The following is a 20,058-nucleotide window of genomic DNA, read 5'->3' as shown; positions in this document are numbered from 1 at the left end:
GACCCACACACACCTATAGGGCGCTGCCTGCGCACTAGAAAGGCTCTGTTTTTTGCCGCTGTTTGCGCAAATGTTGCACATGGGCGCGATGCGTCGCCCAGGTGGGCGGCAAGCGATGCTTTTCAATTGTCTGGGCAATGGCCTGCACTTGCTGCTTGGGCAAAACTTTTTGCGTGAAGGAATCGATGTAAGCGTTCAGATCCGCCTTGGTGCAGACGTTGTCTGGAAAATCTGACTTCAGCTCGCAGTCCCCGGCAAACACAATGACCGAATGAAACACCGGGCTGGGCAAGCCCAGTAGGCGCTCCAGTGCCTGGGTATGGCGGTAGTTTTGCCGCAGCGGATTTTGAAATTCATACTGCCGACGGTAGTGCGTTTGCCTCCAATGGCTGTCGGCGACTCTTCCCGTAATCCAACCGCTGTAATTTTTGACTTCCAGCACAAAAATTCCGTATTCGGAGATAAGAATACTGTCAATCTGTGTGCTGCCGCGCTCATCTTGGACGGTGACGTTGTGCAGCGAGACCTCACTGGGTGCATGGAGACGTTTTTTGAGCAAATGGCGCACCAACCTTTCGCCGATCCAGCCTTTGAAGGCGACTGTTTTCAAGGCTGCCGCAACAACAAACAGCGGCAACAACCAAAGCAGAGGCTGTAACACGCCCAGCGCCGCAACCACCGTGTTGCCCAAAGGTGCTCCACGCTGTGGCGGATTTCCAGCCTTGGGCGGAGCGACTGGCACGGGCGCAGCAGTGGCTGCATTGTTGGGCTTTGGCAAGGCATCGCCCCATCCAATCGCCAAGGAGCGCTGGGATTGCCCAGTCAAGTTTTCGTATGAAATTTCTCGCTGCACACTCGCGCTGCGGCGTTGGGTGCCGGACATGTGATCGACACCACGGGTGGGCGTGACATCGACGGTGACGGCATCGGGGCAAGGGGTATCGGAATACTCAATCCGCCCCTCTAGCTGGCATTTAAACACCGTATTTTTTGCTGTGGTCGGCAATGTGGCTTGCGCTTTGGCCAAGCCGAGGCACAAGCATAAAAAATAGGCAAAAACAACGAAATACCTAGACCACATAAGCGCTATAAGCTCTCTTTTTTAATCCAATCTGTCCCCTGCAAACACTCAATAGCCTGGTCGGCCACCGCCATCAATTGCGCTGCGGTCACCACTTCGGGCGCCAACTCAGCCAGCGGCCGCAGCACAAAGGCCCGCTCCCGCATGCGCGGGTGGGGTACGGTCAAGCTAGGGGTGTTCAGCTGTGCATGGCCCCACAGCAGGATGTCCAAATCCAAAGTACGCGGTGCGTTGCGGTAGGGGCGCTGGCGGCCTGCGGCCTGCTCCAGGTGCTGCAGTTGCTGCAAAAACGCTTCGGGGCCGAAGTCGGTGGTCAAGACCGCCACGGCATTGAGGTAGTCAGGCCCCGTGGCCTCAATGGGGGCGCTGCTGTAGAGCGATGACACCGCCTGCAGCTGCGTCCCCGGCAACGCCGCCATGGCATGGACTGCCGCTTGCAAGGCTTGCCCCCGGTCACCGAGGTTGGCCCCCAAGCCAACATATACCGTTGTTGTTGGCATGGCTTGGGGCCTTATTCCTGCGCGGGGCTGGTGGTTTCACCCACGGGTTTTTTACGGCGGCGGCGGCGTTTTTTGGCGGGGGCATCGCCCTCCTCCCCGGCCTGCACGCCAGCAGCCTCTAGGGGGCTGGCGCTACCGTCATCGTCTGCCTTGGGTTTGCGTGCTGCTTTGGGTTTTTGCGTTTTCTGGCGCTGGCGCTGCTCGTCGCGGGCCTGGGCGATCAGGTCTTCGCGCTGGGCTTCGTCGGCGTACTGGAACAACTGCCACCAATTGGCCAGGGCTTCATCGGCATCGCCCACATCGGCGCGCAGGCGCAAAAAGTCAAAGCCCGCACGAAAGCGCCCCTGGGCCACGAGACTGAAGGGCGTGGCCCCAGTGCGCTTATCAAAGCGCGGCTGCATGGCCCAGATTTCGCGCATGTCGGCGGCCAGCTTGCCCCGGCCCGAGACATCGCCAATGCGCCGCTCGAACACTTCGTCGATCGCGTCTTGCAGCGCAGGAAAGCTGTGCGCACCGTTGTTCAGGCGCTGCTGCCAGCCAGTCTGCACGTCTTGCCAGAGCACGCAGGCCAGCAAAAAGCTGGGCACGCAGGTTTTGCCTTCGGCCACGCGGCGGTCGGTATCTTGCAGCACGGCCTGCACCAACGGGGTGGCAGCGCGCTCCACCACCACGTCCAGCAGCGGGTAGATGCCTTTGGCCAGGCCAAGCTTTTGCAGTTGCTCAATCGACGCTGTGGCGTGGCCGGTGAGCAGCAGCTTGAGCATTTCATCGAACAGGCGGCTTTGCGGCACATCGTGCAAGAGCGGCTCGCAGGCGACCAGGGGTTTGGCGGTTTTTGCCTCCAGCTTAAAGCCCAGGTGGGCCAGCTTGGCCCCAAAGCGCACGGCGCGGATGATGCGCACGGGATCTTCGCGGTAGCGTTGTTCAGGGTCGCCAATCATGCGCAGCACGCGCTTGTGTGCGTCCTGGATGCCTTTGTGAAAATCAACCAGCACTTGGCTTTGCGGGTCGTAGTACATGGCATTGATGGTGAAATCGCGCCGTGTGGCATCTTGGTCTTGCGGCCCCCAGACGTTGTCGCGCAGCACGCGGCCACTGGCATCGACGGCGTGCTGCATGCCCATGAGCTGCTGCTTGCTGGTGCGCTCGTTGCCGCTGACCTGCTCGGCCTGGCTGTTGTCCAAAAAGGCGCGGAAGGTGGAGACCTCGATCACCTCGTGCTCACGCCCGCGCCCGTAAACGACGTGGACGATGCGAAAACGCTTGCCAATGATGAAGGCGCGGCGAAACAGGCGTTTGACCTCTTCGGGGCTGGCATTGGTGGCCACGTCAAAGTCTTTGGGGCGCAGGCCCAGCAGCAGATCGCGCACGGCACCGCCGACGATGTAGGCCTCAAAGCCGGCGTTTTTTAGCGTGCGCACCACATCAATCGCACGGTCATCGACCAGCTCAGGATTGATGCCGTGGACGCTGGCCGGCAGCTCCTCGCGTTTGCCAAAGGGATTTTTGCGGCTGCGGGCGGTGGGTTTGCCCAGCAGTTTGTCGATAAAAGTTTTGATCATGAAAAGGGTTTATTTTTCTTTAAACAAGTCCAGCACCGGCCAGCCGCGCTCTTGCGCCAAGGCACGCAGACGCTCGTCGGGGTTGGTGGCCACGGGGTGCTGGACTTTCTCCAGCAGGGGCAGGTCATTCATGGAGTCGCTGTAGAAGGTGGCCTCCACATCGCTCCAGTCCCAGCCACGTGCGGCCAGCCAGGCAGCCAGGCGGGCCACCTTGCCTTCGCGCATATTGGGCTGGCCCGCCACTTCCCCGGTCAGCCAGCCGTCGGGGCCGCGTGCCAGTTCGGTGGCGATGAGCTCATCCACACCAAACGCCTGGGCGATGGGGCGGGTGACAAATTCGTTGGTGGCCGAGGTAATCACCACCACATCCCCGGCCTGTTGGTGGCGGCGCACCAGTTCGATGGCCGCCGGGCGGATGGCCGGGCGGATGATCTCGTCCATAAAACGCTGGTGCGCGGCCGCCGCCGCTTGCGGGCCGCGCTGCACCACAGCCTCGGTGGCAAAGCGCACGTAGTCATGGATATCCAAGCGGCCCGCTAAATAGTCCTGAAAAAAAGCATCGTTGCGCCGACCAAACTCGGCGCGGTCGCACCAGCCGATCTGCATGGTGAACTCGCCCCAGCCGTGATCGGAATCCAGGGGCAATAAGGTGTGGTCAAGATCGAACAGCGCAAGACGGTAAAGGGGTTTTTTCATATTAAAAAAGAGAGCTGCTAGCGCTTATCTACATTGTCTCTAGCATCGTTTTCAGCAATGGAATTGTGATTGCCCGTTTGTTGCGCAGGGCAAACTCATCCAGCATATCGAGCAGCTGCATCAGGCTGGACAAATCGCGGGAAAAGCGCTTGAGCATGTAATCGAGCACATCGGCGCTGTAGGTCACGCCCCGGGCGGCCGCCTCGTTTTGCAGGATGCGGCGGCATTCATCTTCATTGGGCACCTGCAGCTGAAACACATGGCCCCAGCCCAGGCGCGAGCGCAAATCATCGCGCAAGCGCAACTCGGCCGGGGGCGCATTGCCCGCCGTCAGCACCCAGCACGGCCGACCGCTGGGCGGGTTGCTGGCATTGACAAACCAGTTGAACGCCCGTTGCTGCTGCATGGGGGTGTAGCTGTGCACATCGTCCATCAGCACCGCGCCCCAGCGCTCGTCAAACTCCGGCGGAAAACCGGTGGTCACATCCATCCAACCCAGTGCCACGCCTTGCTCGCGCAGCAATTGGCGCACGGCTTGGAGCAAGTGGGTTTTTCCCGCCCCGCTTTCCCCCCACACATAGGTGGGCACTGGCATGTGCCCACCTTGGCGCTCAAACACCCAGGCACGTACATGCTGCGCCACGGGCGCGTTGCGCCCGGCATAAAAACGCTCTAACGAGGGGCCTGTGGGCAAGCCAATATCCAGCGCCAACTGCTTCATGCGCACAGCAGCAGCACCGCACAGCAAAGCGGCATGCAAATTAAAGGACGAAAGGGGTAGAACAAAAAAATATCGCTGAGGCTGCATTGGCCGACACCAGCGCCAGACCAACGTAAAAGGCGGCATTTTAGTCCCTGCCCATGCCGATCACCAGCGCGGGCCTTAGAATCGGCCGGTTTAGCCGTTTGCATGATGTGCAAATGCTGTCTCCCGCTTTACCTTGCCCCTGCCATGAGCACTGCTTCCACCCTCCCCATTTCCTACAAAGACGCTGGCGTCGATATTGATGCTGGCGACGCACTGGTCGAACGCATCAAGCCCCTGGCCAAGAAGACCATGCGCGAAGGCGTATTGGCCAGCATTGGCGGTTTTGGCGCTTTGTTTGAAGTGCCCAAGCGCTACCAAGAGCCCGTCCTGGTCAGCGGCACCGACGGCGTAGGCACCAAGCTGAAACTGGCTTTTGAGTGGAATATGCACGACACCGTCGGCATCGACCTGGTGGCCATGAGTGTCAATGACGTGCTGGTCCAAGGGGCTGAGCCGCTGTTCTTCCTCGATTACTTTGCCTGCGGCAAGCTGGACGTGGACACGGCCGCTGCCGTCATTGGCGGCATTGCCAAGGGCTGCGAGCTGTCGGGCTGCGCCCTGATCGGTGGCGAAACCGCCGAAATGCCCGGCATGTACCCCGATGGCGAGTACGACCTGGCCGGCTTTGCCGTCGGTGCCGTGGAAAAATCCAAAATCCTCACCGGCCAAAATGTTCAGGCCGGTGACGTGGTACTGGGCTTGGCCTCGGCCGGTGTGCACTCCAACGGCTTTAGCCTGGTGCGCAAATGCATTGACCGCGCTGGCAGCAGCACCCCGGCCACGCTGGACGGCAAGCCGTTCAAAGAAGCCATCATGCAACCCACGCGCCTGTACGTGAAAAACGTGCTGGCTGCGCTGGCCCAGCACCCCATCAAGGCGCTGGCGCACATCACCGGCGGCGGTCTGCTGGAAAACATCCCCCGCGTGCTGCCCGAAGGCCTGGCCGCACAGCTGCAACTGGGCAGCTGGCCCAAGACCGAGCTGTTTGCCTGGCTGCAAAGCACAGCGGGCATCGACGATGTGGAAATGAACCGCACCTTCAACAACGGCATTGGCATGGTGGTCGTGGTGGCCGCCGATCAGGCCGAAGCCACCGCCGCCACCCTGCGCAGCCTGGGCGAGACGGTGTACACCATTGGCCGCATTGCCCCGCGTGCCGAAGGCGCTGCTGCCGTACAGCTGCAGTAATCCACACAGCCCATAGCCCAAGCCACCAGGCACCGATCGCCCATGGCGCAACCACCGCACTCCAATCTGCCCACGGTCTATCCCTCTGTGGCCCCACCTGGGCGTGCGGTGCTGCTCTCCAGCTACCTGCTGATGGCCGCCGCGCTGCTGCTGGTCATGGTGCAAGGGCTGCTGCCGGGCCTGTTGTGCGCCTGCCTGGGCTTTTTGCTCACCCGCAAGCTGTCTGAGCTGCTCAATCGGCTCGATCGCCGCGCGCCAGCGGTCATCCCCCGGCGCTGGTCGCAAGTCATTGCGGCCACCCTGATTGGGCTGGCACCGCTGCTGCTGCTGACCAGCGCCCTGTCGCACACGCGTGGCTACGTGATGGAAGCACCCCAGCAGTACCGCGAGCTGCTCGACTACCTGGCCAGCACGGTGCTGGAACTGCAACAAAAGCTGCCGCCCGACCTGGGCGTGCTGCTGCCCCAGGGCAGCGAAGACATTCAGCGCACCATCGCCAACTACCTGGCCAACAAGGCGGGCATGCTGGCCTCGACCGGCAAAGTGTGGCTGGCCGGCCTGCTGCACGCCTACGTCGGCTTGCTGATTGGTCTGCTGGCCGCCGTGCGCCCCCGCCTGGAGCCCATCGCTCCGCTGACGCGCACCCTGCTGCAGCGTGTGCGCCTGCTGGGCGAAGCCTTTCGCCAAATCGTGGCCGCACAGTTCTGGATTGCGCTGTTCAACACCACCCTGACGGCGCTGTTTCTGCTGCTGGTCCTGCCCTGGTGGGATATGGCGCTGCCCTACACCCCGGCGTTGATTGGTCTGACCTTTGTGGCGGGGCTGATCCCCATCGTCGGCAATTTGTTTTGCAACCTGGTGCTGACCCTTGTGGGGCTGTCCGTTTCGCCCACGGCGGCGGCGGCCTGCCTGGGCTTTTTGATTTTGATTCACAAGGCCGAGTACGTCATCAATGCCAAGGTGGTCGGCCAGCGCACGCACATGGCGGTGTGGGAGCTGCTCTCGGTGATGTTTGTCGCTGAATCGGTGTTTGGCCCCGCTGGTCTGGTGGCCGCACCGCTGATGTACGCCTACCTGAAAAAAGAACTCGAAGCCGCGCACCTGGTGTGATGCGTCCCGCCAGGCCATCTGGAGGCGCACCGGTGGTCAGCGCAAAATTACAGCATTTTTCACCTCTATCGCTTATACAGCCTACGCTAGAAGCTACTCATTCAATAGCATCTCATCCGCTGCTGCGGCCAACAACCGCGTCAGCAGCGGGTGCATGACTTTGCGGGCGCTGTAAATCAGGTGGAACTGCTCGTGCACGTCGGGCGTGGTGCCCACCCACTCCAAGGCGCAGGTTTGCGCTAGGTGTGCGCCCAACGATGCGGGCGCGGGCATCACCCCCATGCCGCTGGCGGCAAAGGTGCTGAGCAGGGCACTGTCTTCAAACTCCCCAGCAATGTGCGGGCGGATGTGCTCACGCTCCAGCCAGTGGTTGATGCGCGCGCGCACGGCGGCGTGCTCGGTGGGCAGCAGCACCGGCACCTGCGCCAGGCTGTACGGAAAATTGGCCCGCGCCGCCTGCGCCCAGCGCGCCGGGGCGTACCAGGCAATGGCGCTGGTGCCCAATAGCTGGCTGGTGGTTTTCAGCGCGGGGTTGGGCGGGGCCGGGCGGTCGGCCAGCACGGCATCGAGCTTGTGCAAGGCCAGCTCGCCCAGCAGTGGCTGGAACTCGCCCTCGTGGCACAGCAGGCGCAGGTGCGGCTCGTGCAGCACGGGTTGGAGCAACCGGTGCATGGCCAGTTTGGCAATGCCGTCCGAAATGCCCAGGCTCAGCCGCAGCGTGGTGCCCGTGGCGGCTTCGCGCACGCGCTGGGGCAGCTGCTCGCCCAGGGCAAAAATGTGGTCGGCCTCGTGCAGCGCGGCCACGCCCGCCTCGGTCAGCACCAGGTTGCGGCCCTCGTTGCGCAGCAGGCTCACGCCCAGCGCTTGCTCCAGCGCGCGCACCTGGGCGCTGATGGTTTGCACGGCCATGTCCAGGCGCTCAGCGGCGCGGGCCATGCCGCCTTCTTTGGCCACCACCCAGAAGTAATACAAATGGCGGTAATTAAAGCTTTGGCTCATGGCAGTGTGGGGCGGGGAAGATGGTGAATAGTTCGTAAAAACCGAAGCAATATTACGTTGAATACAGGTTTTTAAATTAAATCTGCGGTTTTATATTCGCCCATCTTCAACTTTCTCTTGCGATAAAGCGCAACGATCATGGAAACAATCGGTACGTGGTGGATGTGGACGGCACTGGCCGTCTTTGTGGTGGTGGCCATTGCCATCGACCTGCTGGTGATGGAGCGCCAAGGCGCACACAAAGTCACCATGAAGGAGGCCGTGCACTGGAGCCTGCTGTGGTTTGGCCTGGCCTTTGTGTTTGTAGCGCTCTTGTGGTGGTACCTGGACAGCAGCCAGGGCCGCACGGTGGCCAATACGGTGTCGATGCAGTTCATCACCGGCTATTTGGTAGAAAAGAGCTTGTCGATTGACAACATCTTTGTCTTTTTGATGCTGTTTAGCTACTTTGCCGTGCCGCCGCAGTACCAAAAGCGCGCGCTCATCGTCGGCATCATTGGTGCCATCATCCTGCGCACACTGCTGATTTTGGTGGGCGCGTGGCTGCTGGCCACCTTCCACTGGCTGCTGTACGTGTTTGGCGCTTTCCTGGTGCTGACGGGCGCAAAGATGTGGTTTGCTGCGGGCCAGGAGCCCGACATTTCCACCAACCCGGTGCTGGGCCTGCTGAAAAAGCGCATCCGCATCACCGACCGCTTTGATGGCGAAAAGCTCTCCACCATGGTCGATGGTGTCAAGCACTACACCCCGCTGTTTGTGGTGCTGGTGCTGATTGGCACCACCGACGTTATTTTTGCGGTGGACAGCATTCCGGCCATCTTTGCCATCACCAGCGACCCGTTCATCGTGCTCACAGCCAACATCTTTGCCATCCTGGGCCTGCGCGCGCTGTACTTTTTGCTGGCCGATTTGGCCAACCGCTTTCACCTGCTGGCCTATGGTCTGGCGCTGGTGCTGGTGTTCATCGGTGCCAAGATGCTGCTGATTGATGTGGTCAAAATTCCCATTGGCTACGCGCTGCTGGTCACCGCTTCGCTGATTGCCGGGTCGATCTTTCTGTCGCTGCGCAACTCCAGCATGAGCGAGCTGGCACTGCCGTCCAAAGATGAACGCTAAGCCTGGGCGGCGGCGTATGGCGGAGCCCTCCAAGGCCCCGCCAACGGGCAGGGCATTGGTAAAATCCCTGCCCCGCCGCAGCAGCGCGGTGCCATTGCTTGCGCTGAACACCGGCTATGCTCTACAAATTGTTTTTCGTCTTTTTTACCCTTTGCCTCACCAAGGAAAGAGCACCCCATGACCATTCTTGTCGCCTACGCCCCCCGCCCTGAAGGCGAAGCCGCCCTCGAAAAAGGCATCGAGGCGGCCACCCGCCGCAATGAACGCCTGATCGTTGTCAATGCCGCTGTGGGCGGCCCTCAGGAAGACCCCAACATCGTCTCCGGCCACGATGCGGAACGCCTGGAGCAGCGCCTGCAAGGCCTGAGCATTCCTGCCGAATTCAAAATGTTTGTGCGCGGCCACAACGCGGTGGAAGAAATTCAAAACCTGGTACACCGCGAGCAAGTCTCGCTGCTGGTCATCGGCCTGCGTCGGCGCTCTGCCGTCGGCAAGCTGCTGCTGGGCAGCGTGGCCCACGATATTTTGATGTCCGTCCCTTGCCCGGTGCTGGCGGTGAAAGCCGAATAAGCCCGCCAGCAGCAAGCACCCATGGGAGGCCAGGCCTCCCATTTTTTATAGCTCATTCCGCTTACGCAGCAACAAATTTAGCGTTAAAAATACGAAAAAACAGCTTATTACCTGCGCAACAAGCTGCGTATTTTGACACCTGTTACCACCAAGCAGCCAAAATACACCACCGCACTGGCCAGCAAGCACCCCGCCATAATGCCGGCGCGCTGCCACTGCCCCAGGGCCAGCCAATCCCAGCGCTGGGCCAGCCCCAACAGCAAAGCCGCCAACAAACTGCACGCCAGCAGCACCTGGGCAAAATACTTGCCCCAGCCGCTGCTGGGCTGGTAAGCCCCCCGGCGCAGCAGCCCCAGCAGCAGCCACAGCGCATTGACCAACGCGCCCAAGCCAATCGACCAAGCCAAGCCGGCATGCTGCAAATACGGCACCAACACGACATTGAGCCCCTGCGTGAGCACCAGCACCACCACGGCAATCTTCACCGGCGTGCGCATGTCTTGGCTGGCAAAGTAACCCGGTGCCAACACCTTGATCGCCACCAGCCCCAGCAGCCCCACCCCGTAGCCCACCAGGGCCAGGGCAATTTGCTGCACATCACTGCCGTGCAAAGCCCCCCGGTGGAACAAGGTGGCCACCAGCGGCTGGGCAAAAGCCAACAACCCCACCGCACAAGGCAAGGCCAGCAGCAGCACCAGGCGCAGCCCCCAATCGAGCATGTGCGAATAGCGCTGCCCATCCTCGGCCGCCTTGGCCGCCGCCAATTGCGGGGTCAGCACCACCCCCAGGGCCACCCCCAGCAAGGCGGTGGGAAACTCCATCAACCGATCGGCATAAAACAACCACGTCACACTGCCCGGGGCCAGGTAAGAGGCAATTTGCGTGTTGATCATCAAACTCAGCTGCGCCACCCCCACCCCCAGCAAGGCCGGGGCCATCAGTTGCAGAATGCGCCGCACTCCGCCATCGGCCCAGGCCGCGCGAATGGCCGACCAGCGCCAGCCCACCCGTGGCAGCAAGTGCAGGCGCCGCAGCACCGGGATTTGCACCGCCAGCTGCAGCACGCCACCGGCCACCACCCCGGCGCACATGGCATAAATCGGCTCTATGCCCTGGCGCTCAAACCACGGTGCCAGCAACCAGGCCGCGCCAATCATGCAAACATTGAGCAGCACCGGCGTAGCGGCCGGCACGGCAAAGTGCTTGTAGGTATTGAGCACGCCCGACGACAGCGCCACCAAGGACATAAAACCAATGTAGGGGAACATCCAGCGCGTCATCAGCACTGCGGCCTGGGCTTCACCCTGGTTTTGAAAACCACTGGCCAGCAACCACACCAGCACCGGTGCCCCGACCACGCCCAGGACGCACACCACCAGCAGCACCCATACCAGCACCGTGGCCACATTGGAGATCAGCTGGTGGGTGCGCTCTGGCCCCTCTTTGGCGTGGCTGGCGGCCAGCACGGGCACAAACGCTTGGCTAAACGCCCCTTCGGCAAACAAACGCCGAAATAAATTCGGAATACGAAACGCGACGTTGAACGCATCGGTGAGCGCATTGGCCCCAAACATGGAGGCCATGAATAAATCGCGCACCAAGCCCGTGACACGCGAGGCCAGGGTCATGAGCGAGACGGTAGAAGCAGATTTAAAAAGCGACACGCCGCGCAGTGTAGCCACTGCACCCAGCGCTTGGCCTCAATTGCTGGCGCGGTTGCGCAAAAAAACCGCCGCGCTGGTTATAATGCCCGGCTTTGCTGGCAACATCCACAAACCAATCAAAGGATAAATACCATGGCAACTAAAGCCAAAAAGAACCCCCGCCTGGCCTCGGGCCGTAAACGCGCCCGCCAAAACGTTAAATTGAACGCTGCGAACACCTCGCTGCGCTCCAAATACCGCACCGCTGTGAAAAAAGTGGAAAAAGCGGTGTTGGCTGGCGACAAAGCCCTGGCCACCACCTTGTTCCAACAAGCCCAGTCGGTGCTGGACACGATTGCCGACAAGGGCATCTTCCACAAAAACAAGGCCGCTCGCGACAAGAGCCGCCTGTCTGCCAAGGTCAAAGCCCTGGCATTGGCCGCTTAAGCCATTCTTTAAGCACCGCACGGGTGCTGGCCTTGCCGCCAGTACCTGCCGTTTGCAAAACGGGTGCGCTGCCAGCAAAAAACAAAACAACCGCCAGCAGGCGGTTTTTTTGTGTCTCCAACAAAGCAACAAAGATCCAGCAGATTCAAAAGAACCGCCTGGCGGCGGTATCGAACAGGCCCAGGCCCATGCACAGGATTGGCGCTGGGGCTTACTTTTGCTCGTCTGGCAACAAACAGGCCTCGACCACTTGCAAATGGTTGTCGCGGGCGAAGTTCAACACAAAATCCCAGGCCATGGGCTCATGCTCGCGCAATGCAGAGCGCAGCACCACGCATTTGATGCCGCTCATGGTGGTGGGAATGCACCAGGGGGAATAGCCCAGATGGCACCCCGGCTGGGGGCCACCCGGGCGAAAGCGGCTCATCACCCCGGCCAGGCGCTCGGCCCAATCACTGGGACGAAAGGTCTTGCCATCAAGTGTCACGCCCTGGATAAATAATTCTTTAGAGTTCTCAAAGTCCATCGACATGCTTAAAAAAATAGCACGTCTCAAACCAGACGTGCAAAGGTTGCATTCACTAAAAACGTACTCTTGCGGTTAGCGTTCTATTTTAACTCTTATACAAGAGTTACCCCCATTCACCCCCAAATAGGCTATGGACTCATCCTTCAATTGCACCGCTGGCAGCACCGGCAAGGGCCGTCAGAGGCCCTAGAATCATGGCCTTTTGCGCGCGCGTGCAAATGTCCCCATCCCCACGCGCCCTGTGCACCTTCCTGCTGGAGATTTCCCCATGACCGTTGCGGCCACTTCCCCCCACGTTATGCCCACCTATGGCCGTATTCCCATCGCGCTGGAACGCGGCCAGGGCTGCCGCGTGTGGGATACCAATGGCAAAGAATATCTGGACGCACTGGCCGGCATTGCCGTCAATACCCTGGGACACAACCACCCCAAGCTGGTGCCTGCGCTGCAAGAGCAGCTCACCAAGCTGATCCACACCTCCAACTACTACCACGTTCCGTTGCAAGAGCAACTGGCCGCCTTGCTGACCGAGCGCGCAGGCATGACCAATGTGTTTTTCTGCAGCACCGGGCTGGAGGCCAATGAGGGGGCCATCAAAATTGCCCGCAAATACGGCATCGACAAAGGCATTGCCCAGCCGCAGATTGTGGTGTACGACCACGCCTTCCATGGCCGCTCGTTTGCCACCATGAGTGCCACCGCCAACCCCAAGGTGCGCAATGGCTTTGGTGCTTTGCTTGACGGCTTCATCCGCGTCAGCCCCAACGACTACACCGCCTTAGAGGAAGCCACCGAGGGCAACCCCAACATCGTCGCCGTCATGATGGAGCCCATTCAGGGCGAAGGCGGTCTGCACCCCATGCGCAAGGAATACCTGCAGCAAGTGCGTGCCCTGTGCGATGCCAAGGGCTGGCTGCTGATCTTGGATGAAGTGCAAGCGGGCATGGGCCGCACCGGCAAATGGTTTGCCCACCAGTGGGCCGGCATCACCCCCGATGTAATGACGCTGGCCAAGGGCCTGGGCTCGGGCGTGCCCATCGGGGCCATCGTGGCGCACCACGCCGCGGCCACCGTGCTGCAAGCGGGCAACCACGGCTCCACCTTTGGCGGCAACCCCCTGGCCATGCGGGCCGGGGTGGAAACCATCCGCATCATGGAAGAAGACGGCCTGATGGCCCATGCCACCGAGGTGGGCCAGTACCTGAAAAGCCAGCTCCAGACCCACCTGGGCAGCCTGCCCGGCGTGCTGGAGGTGCGCGGCCAGGGCCTGCTCATTGGCGTAGAGCTGAACAAGCCCTGCGGTACCCTGATTGGCCTGGCCGCCGAGGCCGGGCTGCTGCTAAGCGTCACCTCGGACACCGTGATCCGCCTGGCCCCGCCGCTGATTCTCACCACCGCCGAGGCAGATGAAATCGTGGCCCGCCTGCGGCCCCTGGTCGAGACCTTCCTGGCCGCTTAATCAAGGACTTGTATGCCTGCCCTGAAACACTACCTGCAGTTTTCCGACTTCACCGCCGCCGAGTACAACTACCTGCTCGCCCGCGCCGCACTGATTAAAAAGAAATTCAAAACCTACGAAAAACACCACACCCTGGTGGATCGCACCTTGGCCATGATTTTTGAAAAGGCCAGCACGCGCACCCGCGTCAGCTTTGAAGCGGGCATGTACCAGCTGGGCGGCAGCGTCGTCCACCTGACGACCAATGACAGCCAGCTGGGCCGCGCCGAGCCCATCGAGGACAGCGCCCGCGTCATCAGCCGCATGACCGATTTGGTCATGATCCGCACCTTTGGCCAGGACAAAATCGAGCGCTTTGCCCAGTATTCGCGCGTGCCTGTGATCAACGGCCTGACCAACGAATTTCACCCCTGCCAAATCTTGGCCGACATCTTCACCTTCATCGAGCACCGCGGCAGCATCGCCGGCAAGGTCGTCGCCTGGGTGGGCGATGGCAACAACATGGCCAACACCTGGCTGCAAGCGGCCGATCTGCTGGGCTTTACCGTGCATGTGAGCACCCCCAACGGCTACGAAGTGGATGAAAAACTGGCCTTTGGCGGCCGCACAGCGCGCGCAGGCTGCTACAAAATTTTTAGCAACCCGAAAGAAGCCTGCCAAGGTGCCCACCTGGTCACCACCGATGTCTGGACCAGCATGGGCTACGAGGCCGAAAACGAAGAGCGCCGCAAAGCCTTTGCCAACTGGTGCGTCGATGCCGACATGATGGCCGCCGCCCAGCCCGATGCCCTGTTCATGCACTGCCTGCCCGCGCACCGGGGCGAAGAAGTCACCGCCGAAGTCATCGACGGCGCGCAATCGGTGGTCTGGGACGAGGCCGAAAACCGCATGCACGTGCAAAAGGCCCTCATGGAATACCTGCTGCTGGGGCAGCAGTCCGCCTGATTCACTACTCCTTTAAAAAGAGCTTCTCCCGCTGATTTAACCTGGTTTTAAACGATAAACATCATGCAAAACCATTATCTATCAACGCAAGCAGCTCTTTTTTTATTCACCACCTTCCACGCAGCCGCTGAAGCTGCGCAGCAAGCAAAGCGCCCCGCCACACAACAGCGTATCGGTCAAGGCGCAACCACCTTCAGCACAGCCTGCGCATCCCGTCTGACTCACCGCAGTTGTCCGAACGCAGCGCCGCAGGCGCGCAGTGAGTTCTGCGGTGCCCAAGCTGCGCAGCACGCCTTCTTTGCCTCCTTTCTTGCGCGTGCAAGAAAGGGGGTCGCCCGCCGGGGCGAGACCCGGCCAACCGCCCTGAAAACAAAAAACAAAACCAGCCACGGCAACCCCTGCGTGCCCACACAGAGCCTGCACACCCGCCTCAAAGCCCCACGCTACCTGCTGGGCCACACCTAGTTTCCCCCTCTGGATGCCGCAGCCCTGCGCTGCCGGCCGCGCTGTGCCTGGCTGTCACCCTGTGACGCTGGCAGGCGCAAGCGGCCCTGAAAGTTTTTCGCCTATCGAACCCTGAACCCTTGCCTCCTCCTAGTGCCTGCCATGTCCTCCACCGACATCCACCCCTGCCTGACCTGCGGTGTCTGCTGCCAAAACTACCGCGTCGAATTTTCTGTGTACGAACTGCGCTCCATGGGCGGCACCGTCCCGGACGAACTGGCCCACGAAGCGGGCAGCAACCGCGCCCGCATGAACGGCACCCAGTACCGCCCCGTGCGCTGCGCCGCCCTGGGGCCGCTGCCCGTCGTGGGGGCCGACTGCGTCGGCTGCACCATCTATGACAGCCGCCCCCGCCCCTGCCGCGACTTTCCCTTTGCCAGCTACGGCTGCCACGACACCCGCGCCCAATTCGGCCTGCCGCCGCTGGAAGAGGCTGAGGTGCAGCACTGGCAAGAGGCGGCCTGATGGCGGGCACACACCCCTGCCTGAGCTGCGGTGCCTGCTGCGCGGCTTTTCGCGTGGATTTTTCGGTGTACGAATCGCAGGAACACGGCGGGCGCGTCCCCCTGGGCCTGATCGAACCGGTGACCGATTCCCTCTGCCGCCTGCGCGGCACCGACTACGCCCGCCCGCGCTGCGCAGCCCTGACCGGCACGGTGGGCCAGCAGGTCGCCTGCGGCATCTACGAATGGCGGCCCTCGCCCTGCCGGGAGTTTGCGGCGGGCTCGGATGCCTGCAACCGCGTGCGCCGCCAACATGGCCTGGCGCTGCTTGCGTAAACACCCTGGATGCACAGTTTTTCTGCCCATACACAACCCAATGCGCAATCAGCAAGCGATACTTGCCAATTTTTCGGTTCTTTATGGCAAGTTTTAACGATATTCAGCAGCGCGAGCGCGGCTTGCAGCAGCATTTGACCAGCGCCCAGATGGTGATGATCGCCATCGGCGGCGCGGTGGGCACGGGCCTGTTCATGGGCAGCGCCTTTGCCATCGGCTTTGCCGGGCCGGCGGTGCTGGTGAGCTATGCCATCGGGGCCTTTATTGCCCTGCTCTTGATCGGCTGCCTGGGCGAGATGACAGTGGCCCACCCCACCTCGGGCTCGTTTGGCGCGTATGCCGAGTACTACCTGGGCCCCATGGTCGGCTTTGTGCTGCGCTACGCCTACTGGGCGGCGCTGGTGCTGGCCGTGGGCATGGAGGTGACGGCCGTGGGCATTTACATGGCCTATTGGTTTCCCGCTGTGCCGCAGTGGATTTGGGTAGGCGTGTTCTCGGCCGTGCTGGTGGGGGTTAACCTGCGCAGCGTGAAGGTGTATGGCGCGGTGGAGTATGCGTTTTCTGCCATCAAGGTGGCGGCCATCATCGCCTTCATCCTGATCGGCAGCTATGTGGTGTTTGGCGCACCGGCCCCCGGCATGGGGTTGGCCAATTACCAGGTGGGCGGCGGTTTCTGGGCCAAGGGCATCAGCGGCATGTGGCTGGGCGTGATCGTGGCCATGTTCAGCTACCTGGGCGTGGAGGCCATTGCCGTGGCCGCTGGCGAAGCCCAGCACCCCGAACGCGCCGTGCAAAAGGCGATGAAAACCACGGTGCTGCGCCTGGTGCTGTTTTACCTGCTCACCCTGGCGCTGATGCTGGCCATCGTGCCCTGGACCGAGGCGGCCACGCAAACCAGCCCCTTTGTGCGCGTGATGGAGCTAACCCACATTCCCTACGCCGCCGGGGTGCTTAATTTTGTCGTGCTGGTGGCGGCACTGTCGGCCATGAACAGCCAGCTCTACACCACCTCGCGCATGATGTTCAGCCTGGCACGGGCCGGGCAAGCCCCCACGCGCTTTGGCCGCACCAATGCCAACGGGGTGCCGGTGGCGGCGATTTTGATCTCCAGCCTGGGTGTGGCCGTGGCCATGTTCATCAACGCTTTTTGGCCCGAAGACTCGTTTGTCTGGATGATGTCGATTGCCATGTTCGGCGCCATGCTGGCGTGGTTCATGGTGTTCGTCACCCACCTGGCCTTTCGCCGCCGCCGCAATCGGGAGGGGCTGGCGCCGCTGACGTTTCGCATGTGGGGCTTTCCGTGGCTGACGCTGCTGGGCGCAGTGCTGATGGGGGCGGTGCTGGTGACCACGGCGTTTACCCCGCAATTTCGCCTGACACTGGCTTTTGGCCTGCCCTGGGTGCTGCTGCTGGCAATCATCTACATGGTGCGCCATAAAAAATAGCTGTTTGCGCTTTTGTAGCCACGCCCCCACCCGCACGCGCTGAACAACGCCGAGGGCCCCCCCGCTCAGACACGTTGGCTACCGCACTGCGGCGCTGGTTAGGCTTGGGCGCTGTGACCATGTCGATACCGCCTTCCTCCTCCCCGCCCCCCCAACGCCACCACCCGCTGTGGCTGATGCTGCTGGCGCTGCTGACTGGCTTTGCCCTGAGCCAGGCTTTTCGCACCGTCACCAGCACGCTGGCACACGGGCTACAAACAGAATTTGGCCTGAGCAATGCCGGCCTGGGGGCGTTTGCCGGGCTGTTTGGCCTGTCCTTTGGCATTGCCCAGTTGCTGATGGGCATTGCGCTGGACAAATTCGGCCTGCGCCACACCATCGTCTGCGCCCTGCCGCTGGCGGTGGCGGGGGCTTTGCTATCGGCCCTGGCCCCCAGCTACCCGGTGCTGATGCTGGGGCAGTTGCTGATTGGCGTGGGCTGCTCGCCGGCGTTTTTGGTCTGCACCCTGTTCGTGGCCCGGCACTTTCCGCCTGAGCGCTTCGCCTTTTTCTCCGGCCTGTGCCTGGGGGGCGGCGGGCTGGGCCTGCTGTTTACCGGCACGCCCCTGGCCTGGGTGGTGCAAACCTGGAACTGGCGCGTGGGCTTTGCCGTGCTGGCTGTGCTGTGCCTGCTGGCCTGGGGGCTGATTTACCGCCTGGTACACGAGCCACCCTCCCCCCACGCACCGCCCCCCAGCCAAGAAGGCTGGGGCCAGGCGCTGCGGGGCTTTTTCCAGCTGTTTGCCCTGCCGCACACCTGGGGCATCGTGGTGCTGGGCATGTCGTGCTACGCCGCCTTCCTGAGTCTGCGTGGGCTGTGGCTGGGGCCGCTATTGATGGGGCGGTTTGATTTTTCCTTGGTGCAAGCGGGCAACGTGGCGCTGGGTGTATCGCTGATTTCGCTGTTCGCCCCCGGGCTGTTTGGCCGCCTTGATCCTGGCGTGGCCGGGCGCAGAAAATGGCTGGGCCGGGCCTCGCTGGCCCTGGCCGGGTTCTTTGTCGTACTGGCCTTCGCGCCCTGGGCCAGCGCCAGCGTGGCGCTGATTCTGTTCATGGGCTTGCTCTCGGGCTACGCGCCCTTGCAATATGCCGATGTGCGGGCCTCTTACCCCGCCGAGCTGACGGGGCGGGCCTTGTCGGTGTTCACCATGGCGATGTTTTTGGGCGTAGCAGCAATGCAATGGCTCACCGGCAGCGTCGCCGCCTGGGCCAGCGCCCAGGGCCTGGATGTTTACACCGTGGTGCTGTGCACGATTGCCACCTGGCTGGCGCTGGCCTCGGTGGCGTTTCGGGTGTTGCCCCAATCGCCCCTGCTGGCGCAAGCCAGCGAGCGCCCTACCAGCCCTACCAGCCCGTAGCGCACGCACCATCGCCCCGGTACAGCCAGGGCACATCCATCAAGCGGCTGCCCAGCAGGCGCAGGGCGCTGTCGCGCCCCCAGCGCATGAGGCCGGTGGCATGAAAAATCTCACCATTGCGAATCGAACGCGCCTGCACCCGGGCATTGCGCTGCCAGCGGTTGAGCGCGTAGCGGCGCAGGCGCGTGCTGACATCCAAGTCCGCCATCGCCAGCGCACGTTGCAGCTCTGCCGCATCCTCAATGGCCATACCGGCCCCTTGCGCCAAATAGGGCCGCATGGGGTGGGCAGCATCGCCAATCAAGCCTACCAGACCCCGGGCCATGCCCTGGGGGCCCGTCAAAGGCGCACGGTCCGACAGCGGCCACAACCGCCATTGCCCACCGCTGGCCTCGACGCTGCCCACCATATCCCGCAGTGCCGCGCAACTGCCTTGCAGCGCACGGGCCAATTGCAGGGCATTGGCGGCATGGTCCCATTGGGTCAGGTCTTCGGGTGCGGGGCCTTCGACAATCACCACCAGATTCAAAAGCTCGCCCCGGCGCACCGGGTAGTGCACGGCATGCAGCTGCGGGCCCAGCCAGACGTTCACCTCGTGGGCGCGCCAAGCAGCGGGCACATCGGCCATGGGAATCAAGGCCCGGTAAGCCAAATGACCACTGACGCGCGGTCGGCTCGTATCGCCCAGCACACCAGCTCGCAGCTGGCTCCAAACGCCATCGGCCAGCAATAAGGCATCGCCTTCAACGCAAGGGTAGGCTGGGGTGCGGATGGTGGCGACACCCTCTAAGCCCAAAATTTCTTCGACTGGCTGGCCGTGGTTAATAAACACCCCCTCACGCCCTTGCACCGCATGCACGAGCAGCTGGTGCAAATCCGCCCGGTGGATGGTGACGTAGGCCGCCCCATACCGCTGCACCATGCTGGCACCCAAAGGGGTTTGGGCCAATTCCCGCCCACTGCAAGCGCTGTGCGCCCGCAGCCGCTGGGGCATGGCACACACGGCCTGCAGCCCCTCTTGCAGCCCCCAGGCTTGCAAACGCCGCACCACATTGGGGCCCAGCTGCACCCCCGCGCCCACTTCGGAAAATTCCGCTGCGCGTTCAAACACCCGCACATCCCACCCGGCATGCGAAGCACCTAAAGCGGCTGCCATGCCGGCAATGCCCCCGCCCGCAATGAGTAATTGTTTCTTTTCGGCATCCATAGACTGAATTGTCCGGGCAAACCCTAGCGATTTTTCATACGGCCATAAAAAAACCCGCCAAAGCGGGCTTTTT

General features: G+C 62.1%; 20 protein-coding genes. 11 read left to right on the top strand and 9 right to left on the bottom strand.

Annotation, left to right across the window (positions count from 1 at the left end; translation table 11 throughout):
* Nucleotides 1-34: 34 nt before the first annotated feature.
* The 5 genes from ACFO24_RS02590 to hda form a co-directional block, all read right to left on the bottom strand.
* Nucleotides 35-883, bottom strand: coding sequence for a nuclease-related domain-containing protein (locus tag ACFO24_RS02590; RefSeq protein WP_377736642.1), 849 nt, complete (start codon nt 881-883; stop codon nt 35-37).
* A 203-nt stretch (nt 884-1,086) separates the two neighbouring features.
* On the bottom strand, nt 1,087-1,581 hold the full coding sequence (gene folK, locus ACFO24_RS02585; protein WP_377736641.1) for a 2-amino-4-hydroxy-6-hydroxymethyldihydropteridine diphosphokinase: 495 nt from the start codon (nt 1,579-1,581) through the stop codon (nt 1,087-1,089).
* Between the two features lie 11 nt (nt 1,582-1,592).
* Nucleotides 1,593-3,143 carry a polynucleotide adenylyltransferase PcnB gene (gene pcnB / locus ACFO24_RS02580; protein ID WP_377736639.1) on the bottom strand — a complete coding sequence of 517 codons (1,551 nt, stop codon included), beginning with the start codon at nt 3,141-3,143 and terminating at the stop codon, nt 1,593-1,595.
* A gap of 9 nt (nt 3,144-3,152) precedes the next feature.
* Nucleotides 3,153-3,839 carry a histidinol-phosphatase gene (locus ACFO24_RS02575; RefSeq protein WP_377736637.1) on the bottom strand — a complete coding sequence of 229 codons (687 nt, stop codon included), beginning with the start codon at nt 3,837-3,839 and terminating at the stop codon, nt 3,153-3,155.
* A gap of 28 nt (nt 3,840-3,867) precedes the next feature.
* Entirely contained in the window at nt 3,868-4,560 is a 693-nt protein-coding gene (gene hda / locus ACFO24_RS02570) for a DnaA regulatory inactivator Hda (protein WP_207573903.1), read from the bottom strand.
* A gap of 231 nt (nt 4,561-4,791) precedes the next feature.
* On the opposite strand from hda, the gene purM reads away from it, so the two are divergent.
* Both purM and ACFO24_RS02560 read left to right on the top strand, forming a co-directional pair.
* Nucleotides 4,792-5,835, top strand: coding sequence for a phosphoribosylformylglycinamidine cyclo-ligase (gene purM, locus ACFO24_RS02565; protein WP_377736635.1), 1,044 nt, complete (start codon nt 4,792-4,794; stop codon nt 5,833-5,835).
* Nucleotides 5,836-5,877: 42 nt separating this feature from the next.
* The gene (locus tag ACFO24_RS02560; RefSeq protein ID WP_207573901.1) at nt 5,878-6,945 is read left to right on the top strand and encodes an AI-2E family transporter; all 1,068 of its coding nucleotides are present in this window, start codon (nt 5,878-5,880) and stop codon (nt 6,943-6,945) included.
* 93 nt (nt 6,946-7,038) lie between these two features.
* Here the strand turns inward: ACFO24_RS02560 and ACFO24_RS02555 are convergent, their stop codons facing one another.
* Nucleotides 7,039-7,944 (bottom strand): LysR family transcriptional regulator, encoded by a 906-nt coding sequence (locus ACFO24_RS02555; protein WP_377736633.1) that lies wholly within the window; start codon nt 7,942-7,944, stop codon nt 7,039-7,041.
* 138 nt (nt 7,945-8,082) lie between these two features.
* Between ACFO24_RS02555 and ACFO24_RS02550 the strand changes: the two genes are divergently transcribed.
* Together ACFO24_RS02550 and ACFO24_RS02545 are read left to right on the top strand one after the other, a co-directional pair.
* The gene (locus ACFO24_RS02550) at nt 8,083-9,060 is read left to right on the top strand and encodes a TerC family protein (RefSeq protein WP_377736632.1); all 978 of its coding nucleotides are present in this window, start codon (nt 8,083-8,085) and stop codon (nt 9,058-9,060) included.
* Between the two features lie 177 nt (nt 9,061-9,237).
* Nucleotides 9,238-9,630 carry a universal stress protein gene (locus tag ACFO24_RS02545; RefSeq protein ID WP_207573898.1) on the top strand — a complete coding sequence of 131 codons (393 nt, stop codon included), beginning with the start codon at nt 9,238-9,240 and terminating at the stop codon, nt 9,628-9,630.
* 107 nt (nt 9,631-9,737) lie between these two features.
* Here the strand turns inward: ACFO24_RS02545 and murJ are convergent, their stop codons facing one another.
* On the bottom strand, nt 9,738-11,294 hold the full coding sequence (gene murJ, locus ACFO24_RS02540; RefSeq protein WP_377736765.1) for a murein biosynthesis integral membrane protein MurJ: 1,557 nt from the start codon (nt 11,292-11,294) through the stop codon (nt 9,738-9,740).
* A 132-nt stretch (nt 11,295-11,426) separates the two neighbouring features.
* Here murJ and rpsT point away from each other — a divergent pair, with 132 nt between their 5' ends.
* Nucleotides 11,427-11,720 carry a 30S ribosomal protein S20 gene (gene rpsT, locus ACFO24_RS02535; RefSeq protein ID WP_207573897.1) on the top strand — a complete coding sequence of 98 codons (294 nt, stop codon included), beginning with the start codon at nt 11,427-11,429 and terminating at the stop codon, nt 11,718-11,720.
* 211 nt (nt 11,721-11,931) lie between these two features.
* On the opposite strand, the gene ACFO24_RS02530 is transcribed toward rpsT, so the two are convergent.
* Nucleotides 11,932-12,246 carry a DUF3579 domain-containing protein gene (locus tag ACFO24_RS02530; protein WP_377736764.1) on the bottom strand — a complete coding sequence of 105 codons (315 nt, stop codon included), beginning with the start codon at nt 12,244-12,246 and terminating at the stop codon, nt 11,932-11,934.
* 271 nt (nt 12,247-12,517) lie between these two features.
* Here ACFO24_RS02530 and ACFO24_RS02525 point away from each other — a divergent pair, with 271 nt between their 5' ends.
* From ACFO24_RS02525 to ACFO24_RS02500, 6 genes are all read left to right on the top strand, one after another.
* Entirely contained in the window at nt 12,518-13,708 is a 1,191-nt protein-coding gene (locus ACFO24_RS02525) for an aspartate aminotransferase family protein (RefSeq protein ID WP_377736631.1), read from the top strand.
* Nucleotides 13,709-13,729: 21 nt separating this feature from the next.
* Complete coding sequence (gene argF / locus ACFO24_RS02520; protein ID WP_377736762.1) at nt 13,730-14,653, top strand: ornithine carbamoyltransferase; 924 nt, start codon at nt 13,730-13,732, stop codon at nt 14,651-14,653.
* Between the two features lie 606 nt (nt 14,654-15,259).
* Nucleotides 15,260-15,622, top strand: coding sequence for a YkgJ family cysteine cluster protein (locus ACFO24_RS02515; RefSeq protein WP_377736630.1), 363 nt, complete (start codon nt 15,260-15,262; stop codon nt 15,620-15,622).
* Nucleotides 15,622-15,936: a YkgJ family cysteine cluster protein gene (locus ACFO24_RS02510; RefSeq protein ID WP_377736629.1), complete on the top strand. Its 315-nt coding sequence runs from the start codon at nt 15,622-15,624 to the stop codon at nt 15,934-15,936. The genes ACFO24_RS02515 and ACFO24_RS02510 overlap by 1 nt, the downstream gene beginning before the upstream one ends.
* Before the next feature lie 83 nt (nt 15,937-16,019).
* The gene (locus ACFO24_RS02505) at nt 16,020-17,381 is read left to right on the top strand and encodes an amino acid permease (RefSeq protein ID WP_377736628.1); all 1,362 of its coding nucleotides are present in this window, start codon (nt 16,020-16,022) and stop codon (nt 17,379-17,381) included.
* Nucleotides 17,382-17,500: 119 nt separating this feature from the next.
* The gene (locus ACFO24_RS02500) at nt 17,501-18,778 is read left to right on the top strand and encodes an MFS transporter (RefSeq protein ID WP_377736627.1); all 1,278 of its coding nucleotides are present in this window, start codon (nt 17,501-17,503) and stop codon (nt 18,776-18,778) included.
* Here ACFO24_RS02500 and ACFO24_RS02495 read toward each other — a convergent pair.
* Complete coding sequence (locus ACFO24_RS02495; RefSeq protein ID WP_377736626.1) at nt 18,765-19,985, bottom strand: FAD-dependent monooxygenase; 1,221 nt, start codon at nt 19,983-19,985, stop codon at nt 18,765-18,767. The genes ACFO24_RS02500 and ACFO24_RS02495 overlap by 14 nt on opposite strands.
* Between the last annotated feature and the right edge of the window lie 73 nt (nt 19,986-20,058).

It is taken from the genome of Comamonas denitrificans, from assembly GCF_042654745.1.
In the GTDB taxonomy this organism is placed as follows: Bacteria; Pseudomonadota; Gammaproteobacteria; order Burkholderiales; family Burkholderiaceae_C; genus Comamonas; species Comamonas denitrificans.
Note: the sequence above shows the minus strand (reverse complement) of the source record. Positions and strands in the feature narration are given on the sequence as shown.

Coding starts and splice junctions, on each gene's coding strand:
- ACFO24_RS02590 (WP_377736642.1), bottom strand. CDS start 883: ATGTCCGGCACCCAACGCCGCAGCGCGAGTGTGCAGCGAGAAATTTCA.
- folK (WP_377736641.1), bottom strand. CDS start 1,581: ATGCCAACAACAACGGTATATGTTGGCTTGGGGGCCAACCTCGGTGAC.
- pcnB (WP_377736639.1), bottom strand. CDS start 3,143: ATGATCAAAACTTTTATCGACAAACTGCTGGGCAAACCCACCGCCCGC.
- ACFO24_RS02575 (WP_377736637.1), bottom strand. CDS start 3,839: ATGAAAAAACCCCTTTACCGTCTTGCGCTGTTCGATCTTGACCACACC.
- hda (WP_207573903.1), bottom strand. CDS start 4,560: ATGAAGCAGTTGGCGCTGGATATTGGCTTGCCCACAGGCCCCTCGTTA.
- purM (WP_377736635.1), top strand. CDS start 4,792: ATGAGCACTGCTTCCACCCTCCCCATTTCCTACAAAGACGCTGGCGTC.
- ACFO24_RS02560 (WP_207573901.1), top strand. CDS start 5,878: ATGGCGCAACCACCGCACTCCAATCTGCCCACGGTCTATCCCTCTGTG.
- ACFO24_RS02555 (WP_377736633.1), bottom strand. CDS start 7,944: ATGAGCCAAAGCTTTAATTACCGCCATTTGTATTACTTCTGGGTGGTG.
- ACFO24_RS02550 (WP_377736632.1), top strand. CDS start 8,083: ATGGAAACAATCGGTACGTGGTGGATGTGGACGGCACTGGCCGTCTTT.
- ACFO24_RS02545 (WP_207573898.1), top strand. CDS start 9,238: ATGACCATTCTTGTCGCCTACGCCCCCCGCCCTGAAGGCGAAGCCGCC.
- rpsT (WP_207573897.1), top strand. CDS start 11,427: ATGGCAACTAAAGCCAAAAAGAACCCCCGCCTGGCCTCGGGCCGTAAA.
- ACFO24_RS02530 (WP_377736764.1), bottom strand. CDS start 12,246: ATGGACTTTGAGAACTCTAAAGAATTATTTATCCAGGGCGTGACACTT.
- ACFO24_RS02525 (WP_377736631.1), top strand. CDS start 12,518: ATGACCGTTGCGGCCACTTCCCCCCACGTTATGCCCACCTATGGCCGT.
- ACFO24_RS02515 (WP_377736630.1), top strand. CDS start 15,260: ATGTCCTCCACCGACATCCACCCCTGCCTGACCTGCGGTGTCTGCTGC.
- ACFO24_RS02510 (WP_377736629.1), top strand. CDS start 15,622: ATGGCGGGCACACACCCCTGCCTGAGCTGCGGTGCCTGCTGCGCGGCT.
- ACFO24_RS02505 (WP_377736628.1), top strand. CDS start 16,020: ATGGCAAGTTTTAACGATATTCAGCAGCGCGAGCGCGGCTTGCAGCAG.
- ACFO24_RS02500 (WP_377736627.1), top strand. CDS start 17,501: ATGTCGATACCGCCTTCCTCCTCCCCGCCCCCCCAACGCCACCACCCG.
- ACFO24_RS02495 (WP_377736626.1), bottom strand. CDS start 19,985: ATGGATGCCGAAAAGAAACAATTACTCATTGCGGGCGGGGGCATTGCC.